This is a genomic window from Alteromonas sp. HB246098 (genome assembly GCF_054890645.1).
Map to the genome: position 1 here is coordinate 166,113 of NZ_JBTZUG010000009.1, position 19,732 is coordinate 185,844.

General features: G+C 44.0%; 15 protein-coding genes. 9 read left to right on the forward strand and 6 right to left on the reverse strand.

The features are described from left to right. Window positions 1-11: 11 nt before the first annotated feature. Window positions 12-944 (reverse strand): ABC transporter ATP-binding protein, encoded by a 933-nt coding sequence (locus ACYTPF_RS17360; RefSeq protein WP_179984789.1) that lies wholly within the window; start codon window positions 942-944, stop codon window positions 12-14. Window positions 945-1,676: 732 nt separating this feature from the next. On the opposite strand from ACYTPF_RS17360, the gene pdsR reads away from it, so the two are divergent. The 6 genes from pdsR to ACYTPF_RS17390 all read left to right on the forward strand — a co-directional run bounded on the left by pdsR (window position 1,677) and on the right by ACYTPF_RS17390 (window position 9,982). Then, entirely contained in the window at window positions 1,677-2,366 is a 690-nt protein-coding gene (gene pdsR / locus ACYTPF_RS17365; protein ID WP_179984790.1) for a proteobacterial dedicated sortase system response regulator, read from the forward strand. A 61-nt stretch (window positions 2,367-2,427) separates the two neighbouring features. Beyond that, window positions 2,428-4,596: a proteobacterial dedicated sortase system histidine kinase gene (gene pdsS / locus ACYTPF_RS17370; RefSeq protein WP_461853080.1), complete on the forward strand. Its 2,169-nt coding sequence runs from the start codon at window positions 2,428-2,430 to the stop codon at window positions 4,594-4,596. A 268-nt stretch (window positions 4,597-4,864) separates the two neighbouring features. Then, window positions 4,865-7,159 carry a TonB-dependent receptor gene (locus ACYTPF_RS17375; protein WP_179984792.1) on the forward strand — a complete coding sequence of 765 codons (2,295 nt, stop codon included), beginning with the start codon at window positions 4,865-4,867 and terminating at the stop codon, window positions 7,157-7,159. Between the two features lie 72 nt (window positions 7,160-7,231). Further along, a complete protein-coding gene (locus tag ACYTPF_RS17380; RefSeq protein ID WP_179984793.1) occupies window positions 7,232-7,912 on the forward strand; it encodes a Fe2+-dependent dioxygenase in 681 nt (226 codons plus the stop codon). Between the two features lie 187 nt (window positions 7,913-8,099). Continuing rightward, window positions 8,100-8,756, forward strand: coding sequence for a methylamine utilization protein (locus ACYTPF_RS17385; RefSeq protein WP_461853081.1), 657 nt, complete (start codon window positions 8,100-8,102; stop codon window positions 8,754-8,756). Continuing rightward, on the forward strand, window positions 8,756-9,982 hold the full coding sequence (locus ACYTPF_RS17390; protein WP_461853082.1) for an outer membrane beta-barrel protein: 1,227 nt from the start codon (window positions 8,756-8,758) through the stop codon (window positions 9,980-9,982). Before ACYTPF_RS17385 ends, ACYTPF_RS17390 begins: the two co-directional genes overlap by 1 nt. Window positions 9,983-10,015: 33 nt before the next feature. Here ACYTPF_RS17390 and ACYTPF_RS17395 read toward each other — a convergent pair whose 3' ends face one another. The 4 genes from ACYTPF_RS17395 to ACYTPF_RS17410 all read right to left on the reverse strand — a co-directional run bounded on the left by ACYTPF_RS17395 (window position 10,016) and on the right by ACYTPF_RS17410 (window position 15,601). Then, window positions 10,016-11,209 carry an energy transducer TonB gene (locus tag ACYTPF_RS17395; RefSeq protein ID WP_461853083.1) on the reverse strand — a complete coding sequence of 398 codons (1,194 nt, stop codon included), beginning with the start codon at window positions 11,207-11,209 and terminating at the stop codon, window positions 10,016-10,018. A 45-nt stretch (window positions 11,210-11,254) separates the two neighbouring features. After that, window positions 11,255-12,337, reverse strand: coding sequence for a CNNM domain-containing protein (locus ACYTPF_RS17400; protein WP_461853084.1), 1,083 nt, complete (start codon window positions 12,335-12,337; stop codon window positions 11,255-11,257). A 148-nt stretch (window positions 12,338-12,485) separates the two neighbouring features. Next, the gene (locus tag ACYTPF_RS17405) at window positions 12,486-13,646 is read right to left on the reverse strand and encodes an SO_0444 family Cu/Zn efflux transporter (protein ID WP_461853085.1); all 1,161 of its coding nucleotides are present in this window, start codon (window positions 13,644-13,646) and stop codon (window positions 12,486-12,488) included. 269 nt (window positions 13,647-13,915) lie between these two features. Continuing rightward, window positions 13,916-15,601, reverse strand: a complete 1,686-nt coding sequence (locus ACYTPF_RS17410) for a carbon starvation CstA family protein (protein WP_179984799.1) — start codon at window positions 15,599-15,601, stop codon at window positions 13,916-13,918. Window positions 15,602-15,916: 315 nt separating this feature from the next. Between ACYTPF_RS17410 and ACYTPF_RS17415 the strand changes: the two genes are divergently transcribed. Then, window positions 15,917-16,435 carry a hypothetical protein gene (locus tag ACYTPF_RS17415; protein ID WP_461853086.1) on the forward strand — a complete coding sequence of 173 codons (519 nt, stop codon included), beginning with the start codon at window positions 15,917-15,919 and terminating at the stop codon, window positions 16,433-16,435. 98 nt (window positions 16,436-16,533) lie between these two features. Here the strand turns inward: ACYTPF_RS17415 and ACYTPF_RS17420 are convergent, their stop codons facing one another. Next, a complete protein-coding gene (locus ACYTPF_RS17420) occupies window positions 16,534-17,574 on the reverse strand; it encodes an alpha/beta hydrolase (RefSeq protein ID WP_461853087.1) in 1,041 nt (346 codons plus the stop codon). A 269-nt stretch (window positions 17,575-17,843) separates the two neighbouring features. Here ACYTPF_RS17420 and ACYTPF_RS17425 point away from each other — a divergent pair, with 269 nt between their 5' ends. Together ACYTPF_RS17425 and ACYTPF_RS17430 are read left to right on the forward strand one after the other, a co-directional pair. After that, window positions 17,844-18,731: a TraB/GumN family protein gene (locus tag ACYTPF_RS17425; RefSeq protein ID WP_461853088.1), complete on the forward strand. Its 888-nt coding sequence runs from the start codon at window positions 17,844-17,846 to the stop codon at window positions 18,729-18,731. 172 nt (window positions 18,732-18,903) lie between these two features. Continuing rightward, complete coding sequence (locus ACYTPF_RS17430; protein WP_461853089.1) at window positions 18,904-19,374, forward strand: type II secretion system protein; 471 nt, start codon at window positions 18,904-18,906, stop codon at window positions 19,372-19,374. The last annotated feature ends 358 nt before the right edge of the window (window positions 19,375-19,732 follow it).

Below are 19,732 nucleotides of genomic sequence, written 5' to 3' on the forward strand. Positions count from 1 at the left end.
CTGCTGTGGGCTTAGCTAGCTTGTTTCGCTGATTCAACTAAACGCACAAACAATTCTTCCAGGCGATTTGATTTGTTGCGCATACTCATTACTTGAACGCCCTTTTCACTGAGTTGCGTGAAAACTGGGTTTAGTCCTTCGGTCTTCTCTACATCAACTTCAAGGGTGTGGTCGTCAATCAAGCGGTGCTCGAAACCGGTTAGCAAGTTGTCTGTGGTCGATACGCCATTTGCGGCTTTAATATCTAACACAAAGGTTTCTACATTAAGCTTAGACAGCAGCGCCTTCATGCTGGTGTTCTCTACAATGGTGCCCTTATTAATAATGGCGATATTGCGGCACAGCATCTCTGCTTCTTCAAGGTAGTGGGTGGTGAGGATAATGGTAATACCCTGACGGTTAATCTCTTCTAAGAAACCCCACATAGAGCGGCGAATTTCAATATCTACGCCTGCAGTTGGTTCATCTAGAATAAGTAGCTTTGGTTCATGCATTAACGCACGAGCAATCATTAAGCGGCGTTTCATACCACCTGATAACTCGCGGGCGCGGGCATCGCGCTTTTCCCATAGATCCAGTTGAGCAAGGTATTTTTTAGCGCGTTCTTTCGCAACACTACGCGGTACGCCATAGTACCCAGCTTGGTTAAGCACAATTTGCAGTACGGTCTCAAACTGGTTGAAGTTAAACTCTTGTGGTACCAGACCAATGCAGGCTTTAGCTTGTTCTTTTTGCGTTGTGAGATCATAACCAAACACCGAAACGCTACCGTTAGTTTGATTAACAAGTGAGCTTATAATGCCAATGGTAGTAGATTTTCCCGCCCCATTTGGGCCAAGTAATGCAAAGAAGTCTCCTTCTTGTACTGTAAGGTCGACGCCTTTTAGTGCCTGTACGCCACCTTTGTAGGTTTTGGTTAACCCTTTAATGTCCAACGCTTTCATGATTTGCCCGTAGTGAGAGTGTGACTACTAAGACATACTGACCTTTGATAAAAGCCAAAGGTCAGTACGCCCTAACCAACTTTAGTGAGATGTCGTTATCTGTCGCTAACAATATATAGCCAACGAAGTGTAACCTAGTTCATGCTATTAAATGAATACACTCGCGTTTAGTGGTTGCTTTAAACAGTTAGAAAATGAGTGCGAAAAGACCTTTTTTCAACCCTAATAAAAAAGCGCTGCGTACCGTTGGGGGAGCACGCAGCGCAAAGGGTAGCTATAAGCCAATAGAAATGTTTACGTAGAAGTTCAGCCTTACCGCTTCCACGGTACTGTTTGCCACTCTCTTGAGAATAAAAGAGACGTCAACAGCACAGTCTGCTTTAACCACATTGCACTTGCTAAAACAGACTAGGTATAGAAGCCTTTTTTGAAGCGATGCGCACTGTGTTCGACAGACGATATTTATTTAACACGGTACAAATGGCAGAAAAGGCGCCTAATTGTGGAAATGTAATGATGGTTTAATACCAGTCCATACAGACAGTACAATAGAACGCTAAGCCAGATAGAAACTCGCGTTGTAGAATGCTCTATTAATAAAAATTTCGCTCAACGCTTCTCAAATATGGCGCAAATGAGGCAAGTTTGAGGATTTTATGTCGAACTTAGGCAATAGCTTTTGTTCATAGGTATAGTGTGCGTTCTATTAGAATTATAATTGTGGGTTAATGTATGCCAAAGACAATTGCATTAGTGGAAGATGACGCGGCCATTCGCGAAAACTACATTATGGCGCTTAAAGCGCAGGGATATAGTGTAAATGCCTATGAAGACAGACCATCTGCGGCCGAAGCGTTTAACCACACCCTACCCGACTTAGCCATTATTGATATTGGTTTGAAAGATGAAATAGAAGGTGGCTTTATGCTGTGCCAGCAACTGCGAGGTCTTTCTCAAACCCTTCCCATTATCTTTTTTACTGCGCGGGATAACGATGTCGATACTATTAGTGGCCTTAGAATGGGCGCGGATGATTACCTAACTAAAGATATCAGCATGGCTCACCTGCTAGCCCGAATTGCCGCACTGTTTAGACGTACTGATTTGCTTGCTGCCCCCACAGAGCAAAAAGATGAGCTAAAAGTAGGTGACTTGAAAGTAGACGTATCGAGAATGACGGTAAGCTGGCAAAACCAACCTGTTTTACTGACGGTAACAGAGTTCTGGATGCTGCACGCACTCATCAAGCGACCAGGTCATGTAAAAAGCCGTCAACAGCTTATGGATGAGTCGAGAATGGTAGTAGATGACACCACCATTACGTCTCACATAAAACGTATGCGCAAGAAATTTGTGCAGCTTGACGCAAACTTTGATCATATCGATACCGTGTACGGTATGGGGTATCGCTGGCAGCTTTAAAGCGCTTGCGTCTAAAGCTGTGTTTCACCCGTTACAAAAATAAGGGCAACCGACTACACACATGGGATTTCGCTTTTCTATCCGCCTTCAGCTTATGGTGCTGTCGTTGTTCCTATTCACCATTCCCTACTTGGGCTATAACTACGTGTGGGAGCTTGAGCAATACCTTAGAAATGGTCAAGAGCAAACCATGATAGGTACGGCGCGAGCCGTTGCCACTGCACTTCACGAACGACCCGCTTTGTTTGATAGTCAATCAGCTTATCTTCAAGACGTACGCCCTGGTACAGACCTTTACGCACCGCCTATTCCTTATCCTATTCAGCTAGATGGCGAACTTAACGACTGGCAGCAAGTTAGCGAATTAATGAGCGAGTATGGCAGTGATGAAGTCATTGAGTATTACAACGACTTTGCCGGCGAGCCCACTAGCCTGTCGTTTAAACATATGGTGGGACGCTACGGTCAATTTCTGTATGCCATGTTTGAAGTCAATGATGACGCGCTGTTATGGCGGCAACCCAATAGCTTAAGCGTAGAAACGGGCGACCATTTACTTATCGGCATGGAAACCCCACAAGGCGAACTAGCAAGATACGTTGTTGCGCCCTATGAAAGTGGTTGGGTAAACGCGTACAAACTTGCTAGCAATACGTCTACAACACGGGCAATAGAGAACGCCCTTTCAATTCAGGGTCGCTGGCAGGAAACTGCCACTGGCTACAATGTTGAATTGCGCTTTCCGCTGTCTATGACCACAGGCGGTTTAGCATTTTCACTCGTCGATGTTGATGATGAGAACAGCAGGTTGAAGCAATACGCGTTAGGCACAGCAAATACAAAAGAGCTCGCTGAGTTGGGCACTGTCATAACACCCTCCCCTGAAATTGAGCGTATTTTGGCGGGATTGAAATATGCCGATTCAAGGGTGTGGGTTGTGGACAAGCACAAACGCGTGCTCGCTCGCGCTGGTGATATTCAATCGGCCACAGGCATTAAAGTCGATAAAAAAGAAGCCCCATCCAATGCGGTTTGGCATTGGATAGAAAGTGAGTGGTTACTTCCGCTTTATTACCAAATTCTCACCCGTCCACCTTCCGACTTTATCGATGAGTTAGACGATGCCTATGCACTCGTGGGGCAGGATTTAGGTACTGCGTTAAATGGTCAGCCTGAATCACTTTGGCGCTTGTCACCCGATAACAAAGCTATTGTACTTTCTGCTGCCTACCCTATTTTTATTGAAGGTAATGTAATGGGGGCGGTAATTGTAGAACAAACTACTAATGGCATTCGCACATTGCGAAACCGAGCCCTAGAGCAACTTTTCCACGTTATTTTAGCAGTAATGACCATAGGTACATTAGGACTACTGCTATTCGCTACGCGAATTTCAAATCGTATCCGTTCTCTTCGTGATAACACCGAAGCTGTCATTGATGACAATGGTAAAATTATTGGCGCACTGCCGGTATCTAACCAACGTGATGAAATTGGCGATTTATCCCGTTCATTTGCCGACGTCCTTTCACGCTTACAGCAATACAACTCTTATCTAGAGAACATGGCCTCTCGTTTGTCTCATGAGCTAAGAACACCTATCGCTGTGGTGAAGTCATCGTTAGACATGCTTTCTCACGTTAATGATGCTGACCAACAAGCGGTGTTTGTAGAAAGAGCTCAGTCAGGCGTAAATCGTCTAAGCACAATATTAAACAGTATGAGCGAGGCTACGCGATTAGAGCAAGCGATTGAGCAGGAAGACTTAGAAACCTTTGATATTATCAAGGTGATTGACGGATGTGTTCAGGGCTACCGGCACGCGTATGCGCAAAGAAAATGGACCTTTAGTTCCACTGACAATAGTTTGCTTATTGAGGGGTCACCTGAACTTATTGCTCAACTTTTCGATAAAATCGTGTCAAACGCTGTGGACTTCAGCAAAGACAATGATGAAATCACCGTTAAACTAGAAAAGAACGACAAATCTGTGCGGTTGTCGGTAAGTAACCCTGGGCCTCTACTTCCCAAAGGAATGAAGAGTCAGCTTACTCAATCCATGGTGTCGGTAAGAAAAGAAAATGACGTACAAAACGCGACTAACTCTCCTCACTTAGGGCTAGGACTTTATATCGCGAACATGATAGCCACTTTTCATAAGGGTCAGCTCTTCTTAAATGACAGGGAAGATGGCACGGGCGTCATTGTTACCGTAAGTTTGCCTCTCTAGCTCTCTTGTAAATTGATAAGGCAAAGCTATCTGTTATCAGGACCTTTATGTGCGAAGCGTCAGCTTTTCCTCTTTCTTAAACTGTTTTCATTTATCAATAGATATGCAATCTAATAATACAACTAACAGAAATATAAGGAATATTTAAATTAAGCGTTACTAAAAACTTATTTAAATATATTAAATGAGAATGTTTATCATTTATATTTACAAACATTTACATATTTCATAGACTTCGTCCTCCTTACACACACTCAAGGGAAACAGGATGAAAAACACTAAATTAACTATGGGCGCACAGACCATTGCAGCGGCACTTGCATTTGGTAGTGGCGCAGTAATGGCTCAGGAAGAAGTAGAATCGTGTAGTGATGCAACTTCGACAGAATGTGAAGCCGTCTCTGACGAAGCAATAGAACTGATTAAAATTCACGGCGTACAGCAATCTATCTACCGCTACAATAAATCTGGCGATCCTCGTCGCTTAGCAGACCTTGTTGATACACCACAAACCATTAGCGTTCTTACTCAAGACCAAATTCAAGAAAGCGGAAGAACAGATCTTAGAGATATCTTGCAAGCACAGGCAGGTGTAACTTTAGGTACGGGTGAGAATGGTAATGCTTTTGGTGACCGCTATATTATTCGTGGTCATGAAGCACGTAGCGACGTATTCGTTGATGGGCTTCGCGATCCAGGCATGACAACTCGCGAAAGCTTCGCAACTGAGCGTGTTGAAATTACAAAAGGCCCTAGCTCTACTTTTGCCGGTCGCGGTTCTTCAGGTGGTGCGGTTAACTCTATCACCAAAAAGGCGTCTACCGCTTATAACTTCGGCCGTGTTGATGCCGCAGTTGGTACCGATGAGCACACGCGTTTAACCGTTGATCTAAACAAAACGCTTAGTGAAACCAGCGCGGTGCGCCTAAACGGACTTTACTCGTCAGAAGATAAACCTGGACGTGAGGGTATCGAGCGCGACCGCGAAGGTGTGCAGCTTTCTTATGTGAATCAGCCTACTGACCGCTTGTCGTTCACCGGCGACTTGTATTACCTCAATGCAGAAGACATTCCTGACTTAGGTAGCTATTACGATCGTGATGCAGGCTATCCGCTTGAAGATATTCCTGTTTACGCACAAGATGAAGATTTCCAAAACTCGGAAGTAACCACATTCACCTTGCGAACTGAATATGATATTAGCGATAACGTGCGTTTTTATAACGCAACCCGTGTAGGTAAAACGGAAAACGAATATATTACCACAGGGATGCGAGGCACTAACCGTGACGCAACAGACCCTACTGCGCCAGGCGCTTACACCCTATCGCTTAGCAACCACCAAGGTTGGCAGGAAGTTGACTACGTAACTACACAGTTCAACCTTTTCTGGGATACGGCTTTCGCAGGCGTTGATCACCGCTTTGTATTCGGTTTTGAATATACAGACGAGTCGGTAGACAACGGCGTGTTCAATATGGACTACACCAATCCATCGAACTGTTTAACCAGCGGCCGCCGCGGTGTATCTGAAAGCTATTGCTTGTTAGATGGCGAAGGTAACATGGTTGATAATATCAACTCGCTAATGGGTAAAGCTTATACCCGTGGCGATGCTGATGCCCTATTCGACATTGAAACTTACTCGCTATACGTAATGGACACCTTTGAGCTTACCGATAACTTTAATGTTTTCGCTGGTCTTCGCGTAGATAGCTATGACTATAGCAACCAAACCTCTAGCGACCTTTACGAGTTCTCAGATGAACTGTACAACGGTCATTTAGGGCTAGTTTATGATGTGACCGAAAACGGAAACATCTACGCTTCGTATAGCACGGCAACGAACATAAACGGCGGTGAATCAGATCTAGGTGCTAACTGTGGTTATGGTGGTATTTGTGGTACGCCAGAGCAAGCGTCTCAAGCTGATCCAGAGCAGGTTGAAAACATTGAGTTAGGTACTAAGTGGTCACTGTTCAATGAAAAGCTTGTAGCAAACGCAGCACTATTCCGCATCACTAAGAGCGACGTACACGAAAGTGTCGGTGATGCTTACTCAACGCTCGGTACATTGAACACAGGTGAAAACCGTGTAGAAGGTATTGAGTTTGGTTTAAGCGGTGATATCACAGATAAGCTTAGCATCCAGGCGTCTGCTGCATTTATGGATTCTGAAATTCTTGAGTCTTACAGCGAAGATAATATCGGTCTTGCGCTAAGCAACTTCGCTGACGAAAGCTTCTACATTCAAATGCGCTATCAGCCTAATGAGAAGTTTGCCTTTGGTGGAGACTACAGCTACCAGTCGGAAATGTATGGCGGTCAACCAGATACCGCAGCGGGCTATAGTGCTGAAACCGGTGAGTACTCTATAGTAGTTCCTGACTATCAAGTGGTTAACCTATTCGCTAACTACTATCACTCAGACTCACTGACTTTCCGTGTTAATATTGGAAATTTATTTGATGAGGAATACTGGACGGCAGCCTACCGTTCTGGCGCCTTCATGTATATCGGTGATGGTCGCAACATTACAGGTACCGTTAGCTACGAATTTTAATGCTAGCATGACCTAGGCAGGCAACTGCCTAGGTCTTTTTATATTAAAAACACTCTAAAAAGCACTGAAAACATGATTATTATTGATGACTTATTGACGAAAAGCGATGTTGCGCAGTTTCGTCAGCAGCTTAACGACGTTCCCTTTGTTGATGGCAAAAATACGGCGATGGGTATGGCTGCAGGCGTCAAAAATAACGGTCAGGCAGATGCACAGGACAAACGTGTTCAGCAGCTGGCTAACCAATTGCTAAGCAAGTTAGGTAACCACCCCAAAGTTATCTCCGCCGCCCTTCCTCAACGTATTTTCCCGCCGTGCTTTAACCGCTACAGCGAATCGCAAACCTATGGCTATCACGTAGACGCCGCCATTATGCGTATTCCGAATACGCCCGATGTCTTACGCAGCGATATGTCGATGACGATTTTTCTTACAGATAAAGATGACTACGAAGGCGGTGAACTTGTTATTCAGACAGGATTTGGCGAGCAAAAAGTTAAATGCGATGCCGGAAGCGCCATACTCTATCCATCTTCAAGTCTACACAAGGTTACGCCTGTAACTAAAGGCGAACGTATTGCCGCTATCACCTGGCTGCAAAGTATGGTGAGCGACCAGCAAATGCGTGAAACGCTTTTTCAGCTTGACCAAAGTATACAGTCACTGGTCAACGCCGGCACCGCTGAACGAGGGCAGCTTGATGGACTTCATCATGTTTACCATAACTTGGTAAGAAAGTTTTCTCAGCTTTAACCGCGATTAAAATCAAGCACAATCTGACACAAGTACTATCGCAAAAGTTTTCTTAAGAGCGAACGAAATAAACACCTAGTCAACAAGGTCTTATACTAAAGGTGTAGCGCAGTTGTATATTGCTGGGTTTATTCTATGGTTAAGTCAATTGACGCTTTCTTTTTATGCTTTGTGCTGTGGTACTTGAATGAAATATAAAACACTTTTTACCGCCCTTTTTCTTATGGCTTGTTCAAGTATGGCCTTAGGAGAAAATGCTCAAACCGCTAGCTTTTCTATCACGCTGAATGATAGCGATGGTGAGCCTGTCGATAACGGCGTATTTCTATTTGAGCCCCAGTTTGAGGTGGATGAGCATCAAATGCCACACCAAAAGCCAGCCGTAATGAATCAAATAGATAAACAGTTTGAACCTCACGTGCTTGTGGTAAAAGCGGGTACTGAAGTGACTTTCCCTAATGCGGATAATTTGTTTCACCACGTCTATTCATTTTCACCTACGAAACAATTCGAACTAAAGCTCTATAAAGAGTTTACGGCAGAGCCTTTACGCTTTGAAAATGCAGGTATTGTAGATATTGGCTGTAATATTCATGATTGGATGCTGGGCTACATTGTAGTCTCAGACTCTCCTTATTTTGGTAAAACTGATAATGAGGGGCAGTCTTCAATTTCACTTCCTCATGGTGAGTACACTGTCCGTTTTTGGCACCCGCAGGTGGAAGGTGAAAAAGCGCTCCCTGCACAGTCAATTTTTGTGTCTGCCGATACTCAAGTAACATGGGCACTTAATACAAACATAATTAGGGATGACGGATTCGATTCTGGTTTCGGCGACTATTGATGCGGTTTGTCACTCAATCATTAGCCCTATTGTCGTTAGTTTTCTCTATCGCAAGCTACGCAGAAACAGACTTTTTGTTGCGCGGAACCTGGGCGCTGAAAGAAAACACACAAAGCTTTCAAGACTTTGGCCAAAACCACCAGCGATTCGAAGGTGATGGCTTACACCTTTCTCAAGCAGTTATCTCAACCAACCAGCGTCTGTTTGACGATTGGACATTATCTGGTGCTTTAAACGCTTACAGTGAAGGCGAAGAACGGCTCAACGTTTCTCAGCTTTACATAAAATATCGGCCACTTAGCGCCTTATCTATAAAGCCAGAAGTAAAAGTAGGTGCATTTTATCCTGCTATTTCAGCTGAAAATACAGACATTGCTTGGCTGTCGCCTCACTTCCTCACTAACTCTGCCATAAACAGCTGGATCGGCGAAGAACTCAGAACCGGTGGTGTTGAACTTAGCTTTAGACAAAGTGGCAGACAAGTGCGAAGCAACTGGTCTTGGAAAGTATTAGCCAGCTTGTTTAAAGGAAACGATAGCACTGGAACGCTGCTCTCTTGGCGTGGCTTTGCACTTCACGATAGACAGTCACTTTACAACGATAGAGTGAATTTTCTGCCTATTCCGGGTGTAATCGATGAAGAAAAACTAGATGCTCCCGCATGGACTGAACCTTTTAGAGAAATAGACAATCGTTTTGGTTATTATTTCGGGACGCATGTGGCGTACAAGCGCAGCGCTGAAATTCGCTATTACTATTACGATAACAACGCAGACGCAAATGCAGTCGACCCCGACCGCATCTACGCATGGCATACACGCTTTCATTCTTTAACGCTACGCTATCTGCCTCGCCCCGATTTGACACTGTTTTCTCAACTTCTATATGGCGACACCCTAATGGGAGAAAATATCGTTGATAATGACTTTGCGAGCGCTTATGTTGCCGCTGCCTTAAATTTAAATGCGATGGGACTGAAAGACTTAACCGCGGCAGCACGCGTAGACTGGTATCGCGTGAGTGATAATGACAACACTACGTACGACCCTAATGGAAGTAGAGGGTACGCCTTTACTTTTAGCGTAAAGTACGACGTAACCTCTCATTTCTTTATAACGACAGAATGGCAGCTAAATTCAGGTCATCAAGAAAATTTGCGCTTTTTTCAGTCTAATGAAAAATACACTGAACACCTATTTCAAGTGGCGTTAACAGCAAAGCTATAAGCACGAGACTTTCAAAACTCACTGTACAGAAGCTTAACCTTTGGCAACCTCGACTAAATCAAATTTTGTCTCACTGTCACCTTTAACCATAACCTGACATTGCCCCCAGCTTTGTGGGATATGCCAAACATGAGCCTCGGCTACGGTGAACTTTTCTCGGTGCGAGTCACAGCGCACTTCCACAGTATCAAGTTCGCCTTGTATGTTATTAAAAGCAAACTTATTTCTTACCAGCGTGTGGAACCAACGTCCGTTATCTCCCATGCTCACAGGTACCTGAAGATTCTTTTCAGACGCAATGAATGTTTCAACCTGATTTATTACCGCAGAAGTTTCTTCGATACGCTTTTGTTGATCATCCATTTCTTGCAGCCTGCTGTAAGATTTCAAAGCATTTGCAAAATACCCGCGCTGAGTGTCTAAAAGGATTTTTCTTTGAAGCACGTAAGCAACGTAGTCTTCATCGAACACCGAGTTGTCAAAGCGCTTTTGTCCATTGCTAGCAAGCAACCGCGTTAAGCTTCTCGCTTCTCTTTCGATGTCACCTTTAGCACCTGCAATCTGTGCGTCAAGACTCAGCAACCACGCATTCTCGTATCGGTTTAACGTGTCCCAGCTTAATAGCTCTTTGAGAGCTTCGTCTGCCGCCTCTACGTCTCCCGCGTTAAATATTTCATCTACGTTTTTATAAGCTTTAATAAATTTACGAGTGGCGCCCGTTTTTCCGACTAATGCGAAATCCATTTGAACAGCTTGATGACACTGTTGTGTAGGTTCGCCGTCTTTTATTGCTGGATCATACTGCCACTTCTTAACGGCTGATAGTGCACTGCGCTTGAAAGAGGGGCTTCCGAAGAAATCTTCTACTACAGGGTCTTTCACCCTGCCTTCTTCATCAATAACATAGCTCAGCCTAACCCAGCCTTCACGGCCTTTTCTCGCTGCAGAAGAAGGATATCTAGGGTCAACGCGCTCTAACGGGGTCGCGGGTTTAAATGCACTTATCCGCTCCACTTCGTTAGCCTTGGCTTCTGCTAGTGCTTTCTCCTCAACTTCATCACAGGGAATGCTCAACTCTTGTGCAGTTGCGCCAGCCATATAACCAGAAGTGAGTAAAACAGCTACCATAAAGGCGAGCGGTTTTTGCTCAGTCCTATACTTGTACATGGGTAGGAGCAATGGTGGGGCTTCACGTCGTTTAGCTTTTTTCAATATCGCTTTAAACATCACTATCATCCTTAATAACGGTTCAGGCCTTTGTTGCAATATAGGTTATTTTTTCCTCGATGATTTTTCAAGTGACGCATCGGGAACATTTTTAATCATCATCTGTTCCTTACGCTTTGTCATCATCTTAGCTAACCGACGCATACTCACTGTTGTATCTTTTTCGTCTACAATATCTACGCCCAATAAGCGTTCAAGCAAATCTTCTAAGGTTAAAACGCCTTCTAAGCCACCGTACTCATCTACTACCAACAACATGTGTACATGCTTATTAATGAAGTGCTCAAAAGTTACCGATAAAGGCATGGTGTTTAATACTGTGACCAAGTCTTTGGCGTATTCAGAAAGCGGCTTATCAGTGTTACCTCTCGCCTGCGCGACCAACAAGTCAGAGCGCATTACGTAGCCAGTAATGTTCTCTGAGTCACTATCTTCAAATACAGGTATACGTGAAAACTCAATATTGGCGTGTTTATGGAAAAATGCTTCCACCGTCATCGACTCTGATACTTTAAATAGCGCCGTTCGGTGGGTAATAGCATCTTTAACTCTAAGCTCGTGCAAGCTTAATAAGCTCTGCAAAAACGCCGCTTCATGATTAGCTAACTGCCCTTCCTGCCCTGACAGTTCAGCCATAGCGTGAAGCTCGCTGCGGCTCAATCCGCGAAGTGGGCTGTCTTCCTTGAATCCTTTAGTCATGAGTTCAGACATTTTGACGAACGGCATAAGCACGATTGAAAGGTATTTGAGAAAGTATGCCGTTACAGGGGCTAGTGTTCGCCAATAAGTAGCGCCAAGTGTCTTTGGAATTATTTCTGAAAAAATTAGAATAAGCAGAGTAAGGACAGCTGAAATAATACCTAAATAGGCGTCGCCGAATACGGCCGCTGCTTGCGCACCTGCGCCGGCAGCCCCCATGGTATGGGCAATGGTGTTCAGCGTTAAAATAGCAGATAGCGGAGTATTAATATTATCGGTTTGTTTACGAAGTAATGCACCGCTGGCTTTGCCGTCTTTTTCCAATACCGAGATAAACGCTGACGAAACGCTAAGAATTACAGCCTCTGCGATTGAGCACAAAAAAGAAAAGCCCAGTGCAATGAAGACGTACACAATAAGTAAAAGCATGTAATTATTCCAAGCGTCCCTGTAGGTTTAAACGCGTTTTAATTTAAAGAAGTTGAGCGACTATTATGGATAATAGAGCGGGATATACAAGCGCTCTGTAAATAACATTCGAGCGCTTGAATGAGGAGAAGCAACTGCAGCGTTAAACCTAACCACAGCATGCCGAGTGCTGTTCGTGATTATGGCGATATTGCTGAAGCTTTTTCACACCCAGCCTTAACATCAATCCCGCCAGCAAAATTGCACATAAACCATAGATTATTTGAACACCTGCGCCGTGCTCATGAACGTGGCTGGCTGTTTTGATCATCGAAGATAGAGAAAACGAGGACACTAGGTAGTTTAGTGCGTAACCAAAACCTATGCTTGCCGAGATAACGCTGAACAAATAAAGCACAAGTGTTCGCGCCCCCATCTCTTGTTTTATCATGCCCATAGTAGACACGTTAGTGGCAGGGCCTGCCATTAAAAACACAAGCACGGCACCAGGAGATAACCCTGCAGCCAAAAAGCCAACCGCAAGCGGTGTAGACGCGGTAGCGCATATGTACATAGGAATACCAATAAGTGCCATAACAAGCATAGCGACCACACCATCTCCCCACTGGGTAAGAAAGTCGGTGGGCACCCAAGTTTTAATGGCAGCGGCGAGGGCTAACCCAATAAGTAGCCACACCACAATATCTTCCAACAGCTTGCCACTTGCATAAGACAATACCTTAGCCACCTGAGATGATTTACGCGGTAGATTATGATCGTGCTGATGTGCAGGGTCGCCGTCACAGCATTGCGTCTTATCCTCTGGTTTTTTCACAACCTCTGGCTTTGCTTTAGTGCTGCAACACGATGATGTGGCCGAAGCAGGTACAGGTTCACTCTGCACTGTTAATTCGTTGCGCTCTGCAAAAAAACGTACCATTAAACCAGCGTAGATTGCACTCACCACGGCTGCAACAGGCCTAACAATGGCGTACAAAGGCCCCAACAAAGCGTAGGAAACTGACACACTATCTACACCCGTTTCTGGTGTGGACACTAAAAAAGATATCGTTGAAGACTTAGATGCGCCGCTTCGGCGTAAACCAAGTGCTGCCGGAATAACGCCACATGAACAAAGTGGTAGCGGCGCGCCGATAATAGCAGCTTTGCTAATAGAGCCAAATGATGCGCTGCCCATATGCTTTTCAAGAAAAGACACAGGTACTAACTCGTGCATTACTCCTGCGACCAGTAAACCCAATAGCAGCCATGGCGCCGATTCCATGAACAGCGCTAGAAAGTTTTGCCCTAGTAAAATGATATCTGACACTTAGCCTCTCTTGTAACCTTGCCTTAAGCTTCAATGCTCGTAGGCATGCTCTGCTTGCAGACAAAGTCACGTTGTCTTAAACACTACAGATAGTAACAGATATAAGGTGTGACAGAAAATCAACAAAACTGATTAGGTTGATTGTAGAAGAATAAAAATGGCCAGTACAAATGTACTGGCCGAATGTTGACTGTCTCGTGAGTGTGCTTTTTAAACTCAGAGGTCAACCATGAAAAATCAAATCATTGTTCAGTTAGTCATTAAGCTGCTTATTCTTGTGTGACCTTGTGTTGCTTCTCATTTTTAAGCTTAGACACTACAGAGAAAGCTTCGAGCATTACCAATACTGAAACTATCAGCACTACTGCGTCTAAGAATACTAACAAGTAGTTTCCTTCTACGTAGTACTCTTTAAGCTTAATCAAGCCAGCAAAGAAAGCCATAATCAACACAAATACCATGGGTATAAGCGTATACCTTGCAGGACGCCCGAGCTTTATCAACATAACCGATATAACCAATAGGGTCAGGCTAGCTAAGATTTGGTTAGTCGAACCAAATAGCGGCCAAATGATCATGCCTCCACTGCCTGACGCACCGCCTGCACCAAACGCGAGTAGCAAACAGCAGCCTACCGCCACAAGCGTCGCTACTACGCCGTTTTTCAGTGCACCGATAGAATAAATATCACCCCATTCTTGGATGATGTAGCGCTGTAAGCGTACACCTGAATCCATAGTGGTACCTGCAAACAGGACAACCATTACCGCGAGGATCGTTGAAGAAAAATCTACTGGCAGCCCCCAACCCTGTTGAATAAGGTTCGCACCACCGGTGATAAATGCGCCGACACTGCCAGCGCCTAAGTGACTATATACTTCGTGCCATTCTTCAGGTGACGCAGCGAACGCTACACCGCTAACCGCGACAATAGTAATAAGCGCAAGAGAACCTTCGCCCACAGCGCCAAGGTAACCTACGAAACGTGCGTCTGTTTCTTTATCAAGCTGCTTGGAACTAGTACCTGATGACACTATGCCGTGGAAGCCAGAAACCGCACCACACGCAATGGTGACGAACAGCAATGGGATAAGGCTTGGTGAATCTACTGCCGTTTGCGTGTTAAACGCTGGCGCTGTGATATCCGGCATAGCAAAGAAGACAGCACCGTAAAGTAAAAATAGGCCCACTAATAGCTGCATACCATTAATGAAATCACGCGGCTGTAGCAGCATCCAAACTGGTAGTAATGATGCAATGGCAGCGTAAACGAAAAGAATGATAATCCAATTTGCTTTATCGGCTAAACCAAACATGGTTTCTGGCAAGCTCAGAGGAATATAACTACCCGCGTATACCGAGGCGTAAAGCACGATTATACCGACAATACACAAAGGAATAAGGCTAAAGTTCCGTTTTAGTAATTGACCAATAATAAGCGCAACCACAATTGCCATCCATGCCGGAAAAACTGCCGTAGGTTGAGAAACAAAGGAATTAGCGATAACTACGCCGAAAACGGCATTAACCATCAACAGAACGAGGAAGATGACTATCATGAAAAGAGAGCGGGATCGTTTACCTATAACGCTCTCAGAGAGCGCGCCCATTGATTTCCCTTTATGGCGGGCGCTGGCCCACAAAGCCCCCATATCGTGCACACCAGCAAACAAAATCGTGCCAAATACCACCCACAGAACAGCGGGGACCCAGCCCCAATAAACGGCAATTGCGGGACCTACTATCGGCGCAGCACCGGCTACCGAGGTAAAATGGTGCCCCCATAACACTACTTTATTGGTGGGAACAAAATCGACACCATCTTGCATGGTATGGGCTGGGGTTACAAAACTATCATCCAACTTGAATATGCGGTTCGCAATAAACTTCGAATATACGAACCAACCAAGCAACATTCCAATGATGCCCAGTATCACTATGGCAATAGACTGCATTTTATTATCCTAATATTGTTTTTATAAGATCTCATAAGCTTCGCTGTATATCGAAGCTTAAAAACCCGAGTCTGTCTTTTAACATTAAACCATTTGTCGCCATGGTTTAGCGCCATTGTAAGACTAAAGTCTAACTCTGGCGTAGTTTTTTCCGACTCTTCATACCACTTAGCGTTTCTTGATTATAGGCAGCGCTACGGAAAAGAGAAAAAATACGCTGTTAATCTCAAATTTTCTATCAAACAGGTAAACAGCGCTTTAAATAAGATGCATTCTCGTTTATAAATACGCCTCTTTTTATCTGTAGGCAGAACAATGGCATCACCTAAATTCCACATGGCTTTTCGCAAATATCACCGTTGGCTCGGTTTTTTTCTCGCAGGCATTATGGGTGTGTATGCAGTAAGCGGGATTCTTCTTATTTTTCGACCTACTGATATTTTGAAGTATGAACAAACCCACACTAAGCAACTTGAAGCTAATCTAACAAAAGAAGAACTGCTGCCTTTACTCAAAATGAGAGGGAGTAAAGTAACAAGCGAAAATGCAGATGAAATTGTGCTTAATGTAGGAAGCTACGATAAAGCTACCGGTGAAGCGACTGTCACGAAAAAAGACTATCCAATCGTTTTGTCTAAAATGGTTAAGCTTCACAAAGCGACGAATAACAGCCCTCTATTTTGGCTTAACATAAGCTTTGGCGTAGGCTTGCTATTTTTTGTTATTTCCGCGTTTTTGATGTTTGTTCCTAAACTGCCTATGTACAAGAACGGGCTAAAAATAGCTGGTATCGGAGCTATCGTTACCGTGTTAACCGTAATTTTTGGTTCGTAATTTTTGCTTCGAAGTTTTTAATTCGAAATATTTGTGTAGTCGAGCCTATGTTATGGCGCTTTTAGTACGCATACTGAACAGTATGCGCACTAAGCTGATTAAATAGCAGAGAGAAAAAAGGATTTTATCGACCTGTAAGTGGTCTCCGACTCTGGCGTTTTATAGAAAATCAAATATTCGGCGTGGGATAGCCCTTCAAAGATCTCTATTTGCGCAACACCTCCGCTATCGCGTATTTCGCGACTTACTCGTGCCGTGTCGCTTAAAAACATGTCTCGCGTCCCTGTCACCAGTAGAGTTGGAGGGAAGGCTTCAAATGATCCGTAAAGTGGCGATATAGCAGGGTCTGTTAGTGGTCTTTTACCAGCATATAGTTTGGCGGCAGCTTCAAGTATCCCATCGTAGGTCACCAACACACCGTCTATACTCTCATTTGTAGAAAGGCTGTCGCTGGTTTTGGTAAGGTCGGCCCAAGGGGTACCTGCATAAACCGCGTTCGGTAAAGGTGTTTCACTTTTAATGAGCGACTGTACCAGTGACAATACCAAGCCACCTCCAGCAGAGGTTCCCCCTACGTATATATTCCCCTCACTAGCTTGGTCGAGTAAAGCATTGTAAACTGCCACTACGTCATTCAGTGCAGCTGGAAAAGGAAACGTTGGAGGCATTCTATAATCAACGCTGTACACCACGATGCCTAACCTTTCAGCAACGAGCAGCCCTTCTTCGATACTAGGCAAACCGCCAAACAGGACAAACGCACCACCATGAATATCAAGATAAACCTTGTCTTTAAATTCAGGTGTAATCGTTTTAGGTGTCAACTTGCGCACTACCACATCATTTAATTTAATAAGCTCAACATCCACGTTAAGCTCTTTTTTCATCTTTTTGATTTTTTTCTTTTGCTCGCTATTTCTAGCGTTAACATAGTTTCTCCATTCTTCAATGGTACGAGGCATACTCGCTATTACTTCTTCTTTAGTAAAGTGGGGAAATGCTGAAATGCTTTCTATCAACGCCTCACTGGCTGCTTGGGGTAAGGGTGGCTTATTATTTTGCATAGGGCTTGTAGTAGCTAATGTAGTAGGAGTAAATAACAACGCAAGTACGTACATCTGTAGGTATGTAAATTTCATAAAAAATAAACGCCTGACGTAAATGAGTAGCTTTCTTTATGAGTTAAGGTACATGAACAGGGCTGTAATACCAATCCGCATAGATATAGATGCTTCTTTTTTACGTAGATTGAAAAAACTGCACTAAGTACAGGTTATATCTAGATTGCATTTTGCTATGCTAGCTTATAATTTACTCACTACCGTTAAAATAATTACGACTTTTTAAAAGCGAAGGGATACTAGATCGCACGCTTTAGCTAATAAGTACATAACCCTTAGGGATGAAGATGAAAAGCTTTTCTATACACAAACTACTGTTCTCACTAGGACTCGCTGTATCTACAGTAACAACCGCTATTGCCGACGATGATAGCCAAACGTCAGTTTGGAAAGTATCCAATGGTGAAGACGCGGTATATGTAGGTGGCACTATCCATATTTTACCTATTTCTGAATTCCCTCTGCCGAGTGAATTTACCGACGTCTATGAGCAGGCAGACACACTAGTGTTCGAAGTCAAAATGCCAGATCCCACAGACATTGAAGGCCAGCAAAAAATGATGGCAGGGCTAGCGTATGCAGAAGGCAAGTCGCTTAAAGATGATGTATCAGAAGAAACCTATCAGGCCCTTAATGCTTATTTAGCTAACTTTGGAGCTACTGCCGATCAGTTAGCTCGATTTAAGCCGGGTATGGTTGCATCAATGCTAGTTGCTATGGAAGCACAGCGCTCTCAGATGGCCGGGCAAGGGGTAGATGCCTATTTTATGCAGTTGGCGGCACGTGACGGTAAAACAAGTGAATACTTAGAATCACTAGATTTTCAAATCAATATGCTTGCGAACATGGGCGCGGGTGAAGAAGATCGCCTTATTTCTGAAACGTTAGAAACCTTACCAGAGCTAAAAGACATGCTACAAAGCACTATTAAAGCATGGAGAAACGGTGACACTGATCAAATTGATGAGTTGGTGGTAGATACATTCAAACGTGAATCTCCTACCTCTTATGATGATGTGTTTACCAAGCGTAATCAAAACTGGCTACCTCAAATCGAAGCTATGTTCGGCGATGAAGACCAAGAGTTTGTTTTAGTTGGTGCAGGACATTTAGTGGGTGATGACAGCGTGATTGCCCTATTAGAAGCTAAAGGTTACAAAATAGAACAAATGTAATTCGCGTTTGGTACAGGGTTAACAAAGCTAAAGCTAGGCAAATGCCTAGCTTTTTTATATCAACTTTTCGTTAAAAATAGACTTAGGCTTATGTCTAAATTGAAACGTTTATTCAATGGTATACACTTAAACTAGATCGCAAACGATTTAAGGCTTCCAAGTACAGTAAGGTATGCACATAAAAAATAAAGGCTTCACGTTAATAGAGCTAATTATAGTAATTGTTGTGCTTGGCATACTTGCTGTTACAGCAGCTCCTAAGCTTCTAAACATTCAAAAAGACGCGCAAGTGGGCGCACTACAGGGCTTAAAATCGGCCCTAGTCGCTTCTTCAGATATTGTCTATGCAAAATCACTTCTTGAGGGTGTTGAAGGTAGCGCTGATACCACCCTAACTTCAGGTATTCGTGTACGCTATGGCTACCCTTACGCAACACAAACGAATTTGAAACTCGTAACAGACTTCACCGAAGACGATTGGAAACTAACAGGCTCAGCCCCTGAAGTTATCTTTACTCTAGAAAGACAAACTAGCGGCTTTAGCAATGATGAAATTGGAGAAGACGAAGTATGTAAGCTTACGTATCGTCACCCTAATCGAGGTGAGAAGCCCACTATAACTGTCAATAACTGTAATGCATAAAGCGACCTTCCCGCAGTAACAATAGAACCGTCTCGCGCATTTCTACAGTCCTCACAGGCTTAATAGTTACCAAAGTGGAATACTTGTTCAATCTGGAACTTTTGGCTGCACGGAAGCAGGTGCTAAGCCGCTAATACAAAAGCACGGATGGGTCTCCGCGTGTTACTCCCCTCCTCCTCAAACTTTTTGCTATGTATCAAAAGGGAGTGATTGTTGTGCCCTCTGAAACCCTACACCGCAGGGATGCGGTGTCGGAGCCCCCATGGATGGGTTTACGGCGTGTTTCAGAGGGCACAACAATCACGAACTAAATCGCAGGCATAAAAAAAGCGCACCTAAGTGCGCTTTTTTGGGCTTA

Bases quoted from the DNA above. Each gene is read 5' to 3' on its own strand.
- ACYTPF_RS17410 (WP_179984799.1), bottom strand. From the start codon at position 15,601: ATGCAGTCTATTGCCATAGTGATACTGGGCATCATTGGAATGTTGCTT.
- ACYTPF_RS17390 (WP_461853082.1), top strand. From the start codon at position 8,756: ATGCGGTTTGTCACTCAATCATTAGCCCTATTGTCGTTAGTTTTCTCT.
- pdsS (WP_461853080.1), top strand. From the start codon at position 2,428: ATGGGATTTCGCTTTTCTATCCGCCTTCAGCTTATGGTGCTGTCGTTG.
- ACYTPF_RS17430 (WP_461853089.1), top strand. From the start codon at position 18,904: ATGCACATAAAAAATAAAGGCTTCACGTTAATAGAGCTAATTATAGTA.
- ACYTPF_RS17385 (WP_461853081.1), top strand. From the start codon at position 8,100: ATGAAATATAAAACACTTTTTACCGCCCTTTTTCTTATGGCTTGTTCA.
- ACYTPF_RS17375 (WP_179984792.1), top strand. From the start codon at position 4,865: ATGAAAAACACTAAATTAACTATGGGCGCACAGACCATTGCAGCGGCA.
- ACYTPF_RS17400 (WP_461853084.1), bottom strand. From the start codon at position 12,337: ATGCTTTTACTTATTGTGTACGTCTTCATTGCACTGGGCTTTTCTTTT.
- ACYTPF_RS17425 (WP_461853088.1), top strand. From the start codon at position 17,844: ATGAAAAGCTTTTCTATACACAAACTACTGTTCTCACTAGGACTCGCT.
- ACYTPF_RS17395 (WP_461853083.1), bottom strand. From the start codon at position 11,209: ATGTTTAAAGCGATATTGAAAAAAGCTAAACGACGTGAAGCCCCACCA.
- pdsR (WP_179984790.1), top strand. From the start codon at position 1,677: ATGCCAAAGACAATTGCATTAGTGGAAGATGACGCGGCCATTCGCGAA.
- ACYTPF_RS17380 (WP_179984793.1), top strand. From the start codon at position 7,232: ATGATTATTATTGATGACTTATTGACGAAAAGCGATGTTGCGCAGTTT.
- ACYTPF_RS17415 (WP_461853086.1), top strand. From the start codon at position 15,917: ATGGCATCACCTAAATTCCACATGGCTTTTCGCAAATATCACCGTTGG.
- ACYTPF_RS17360 (WP_179984789.1), bottom strand. From the start codon at position 944: ATGAAAGCGTTGGACATTAAAGGGTTAACCAAAACCTACAAAGGTGGC.
- ACYTPF_RS17420 (WP_461853087.1), bottom strand. From the start codon at position 17,574: ATGAAATTTACATACCTACAGATGTACGTACTTGCGTTGTTATTTACT.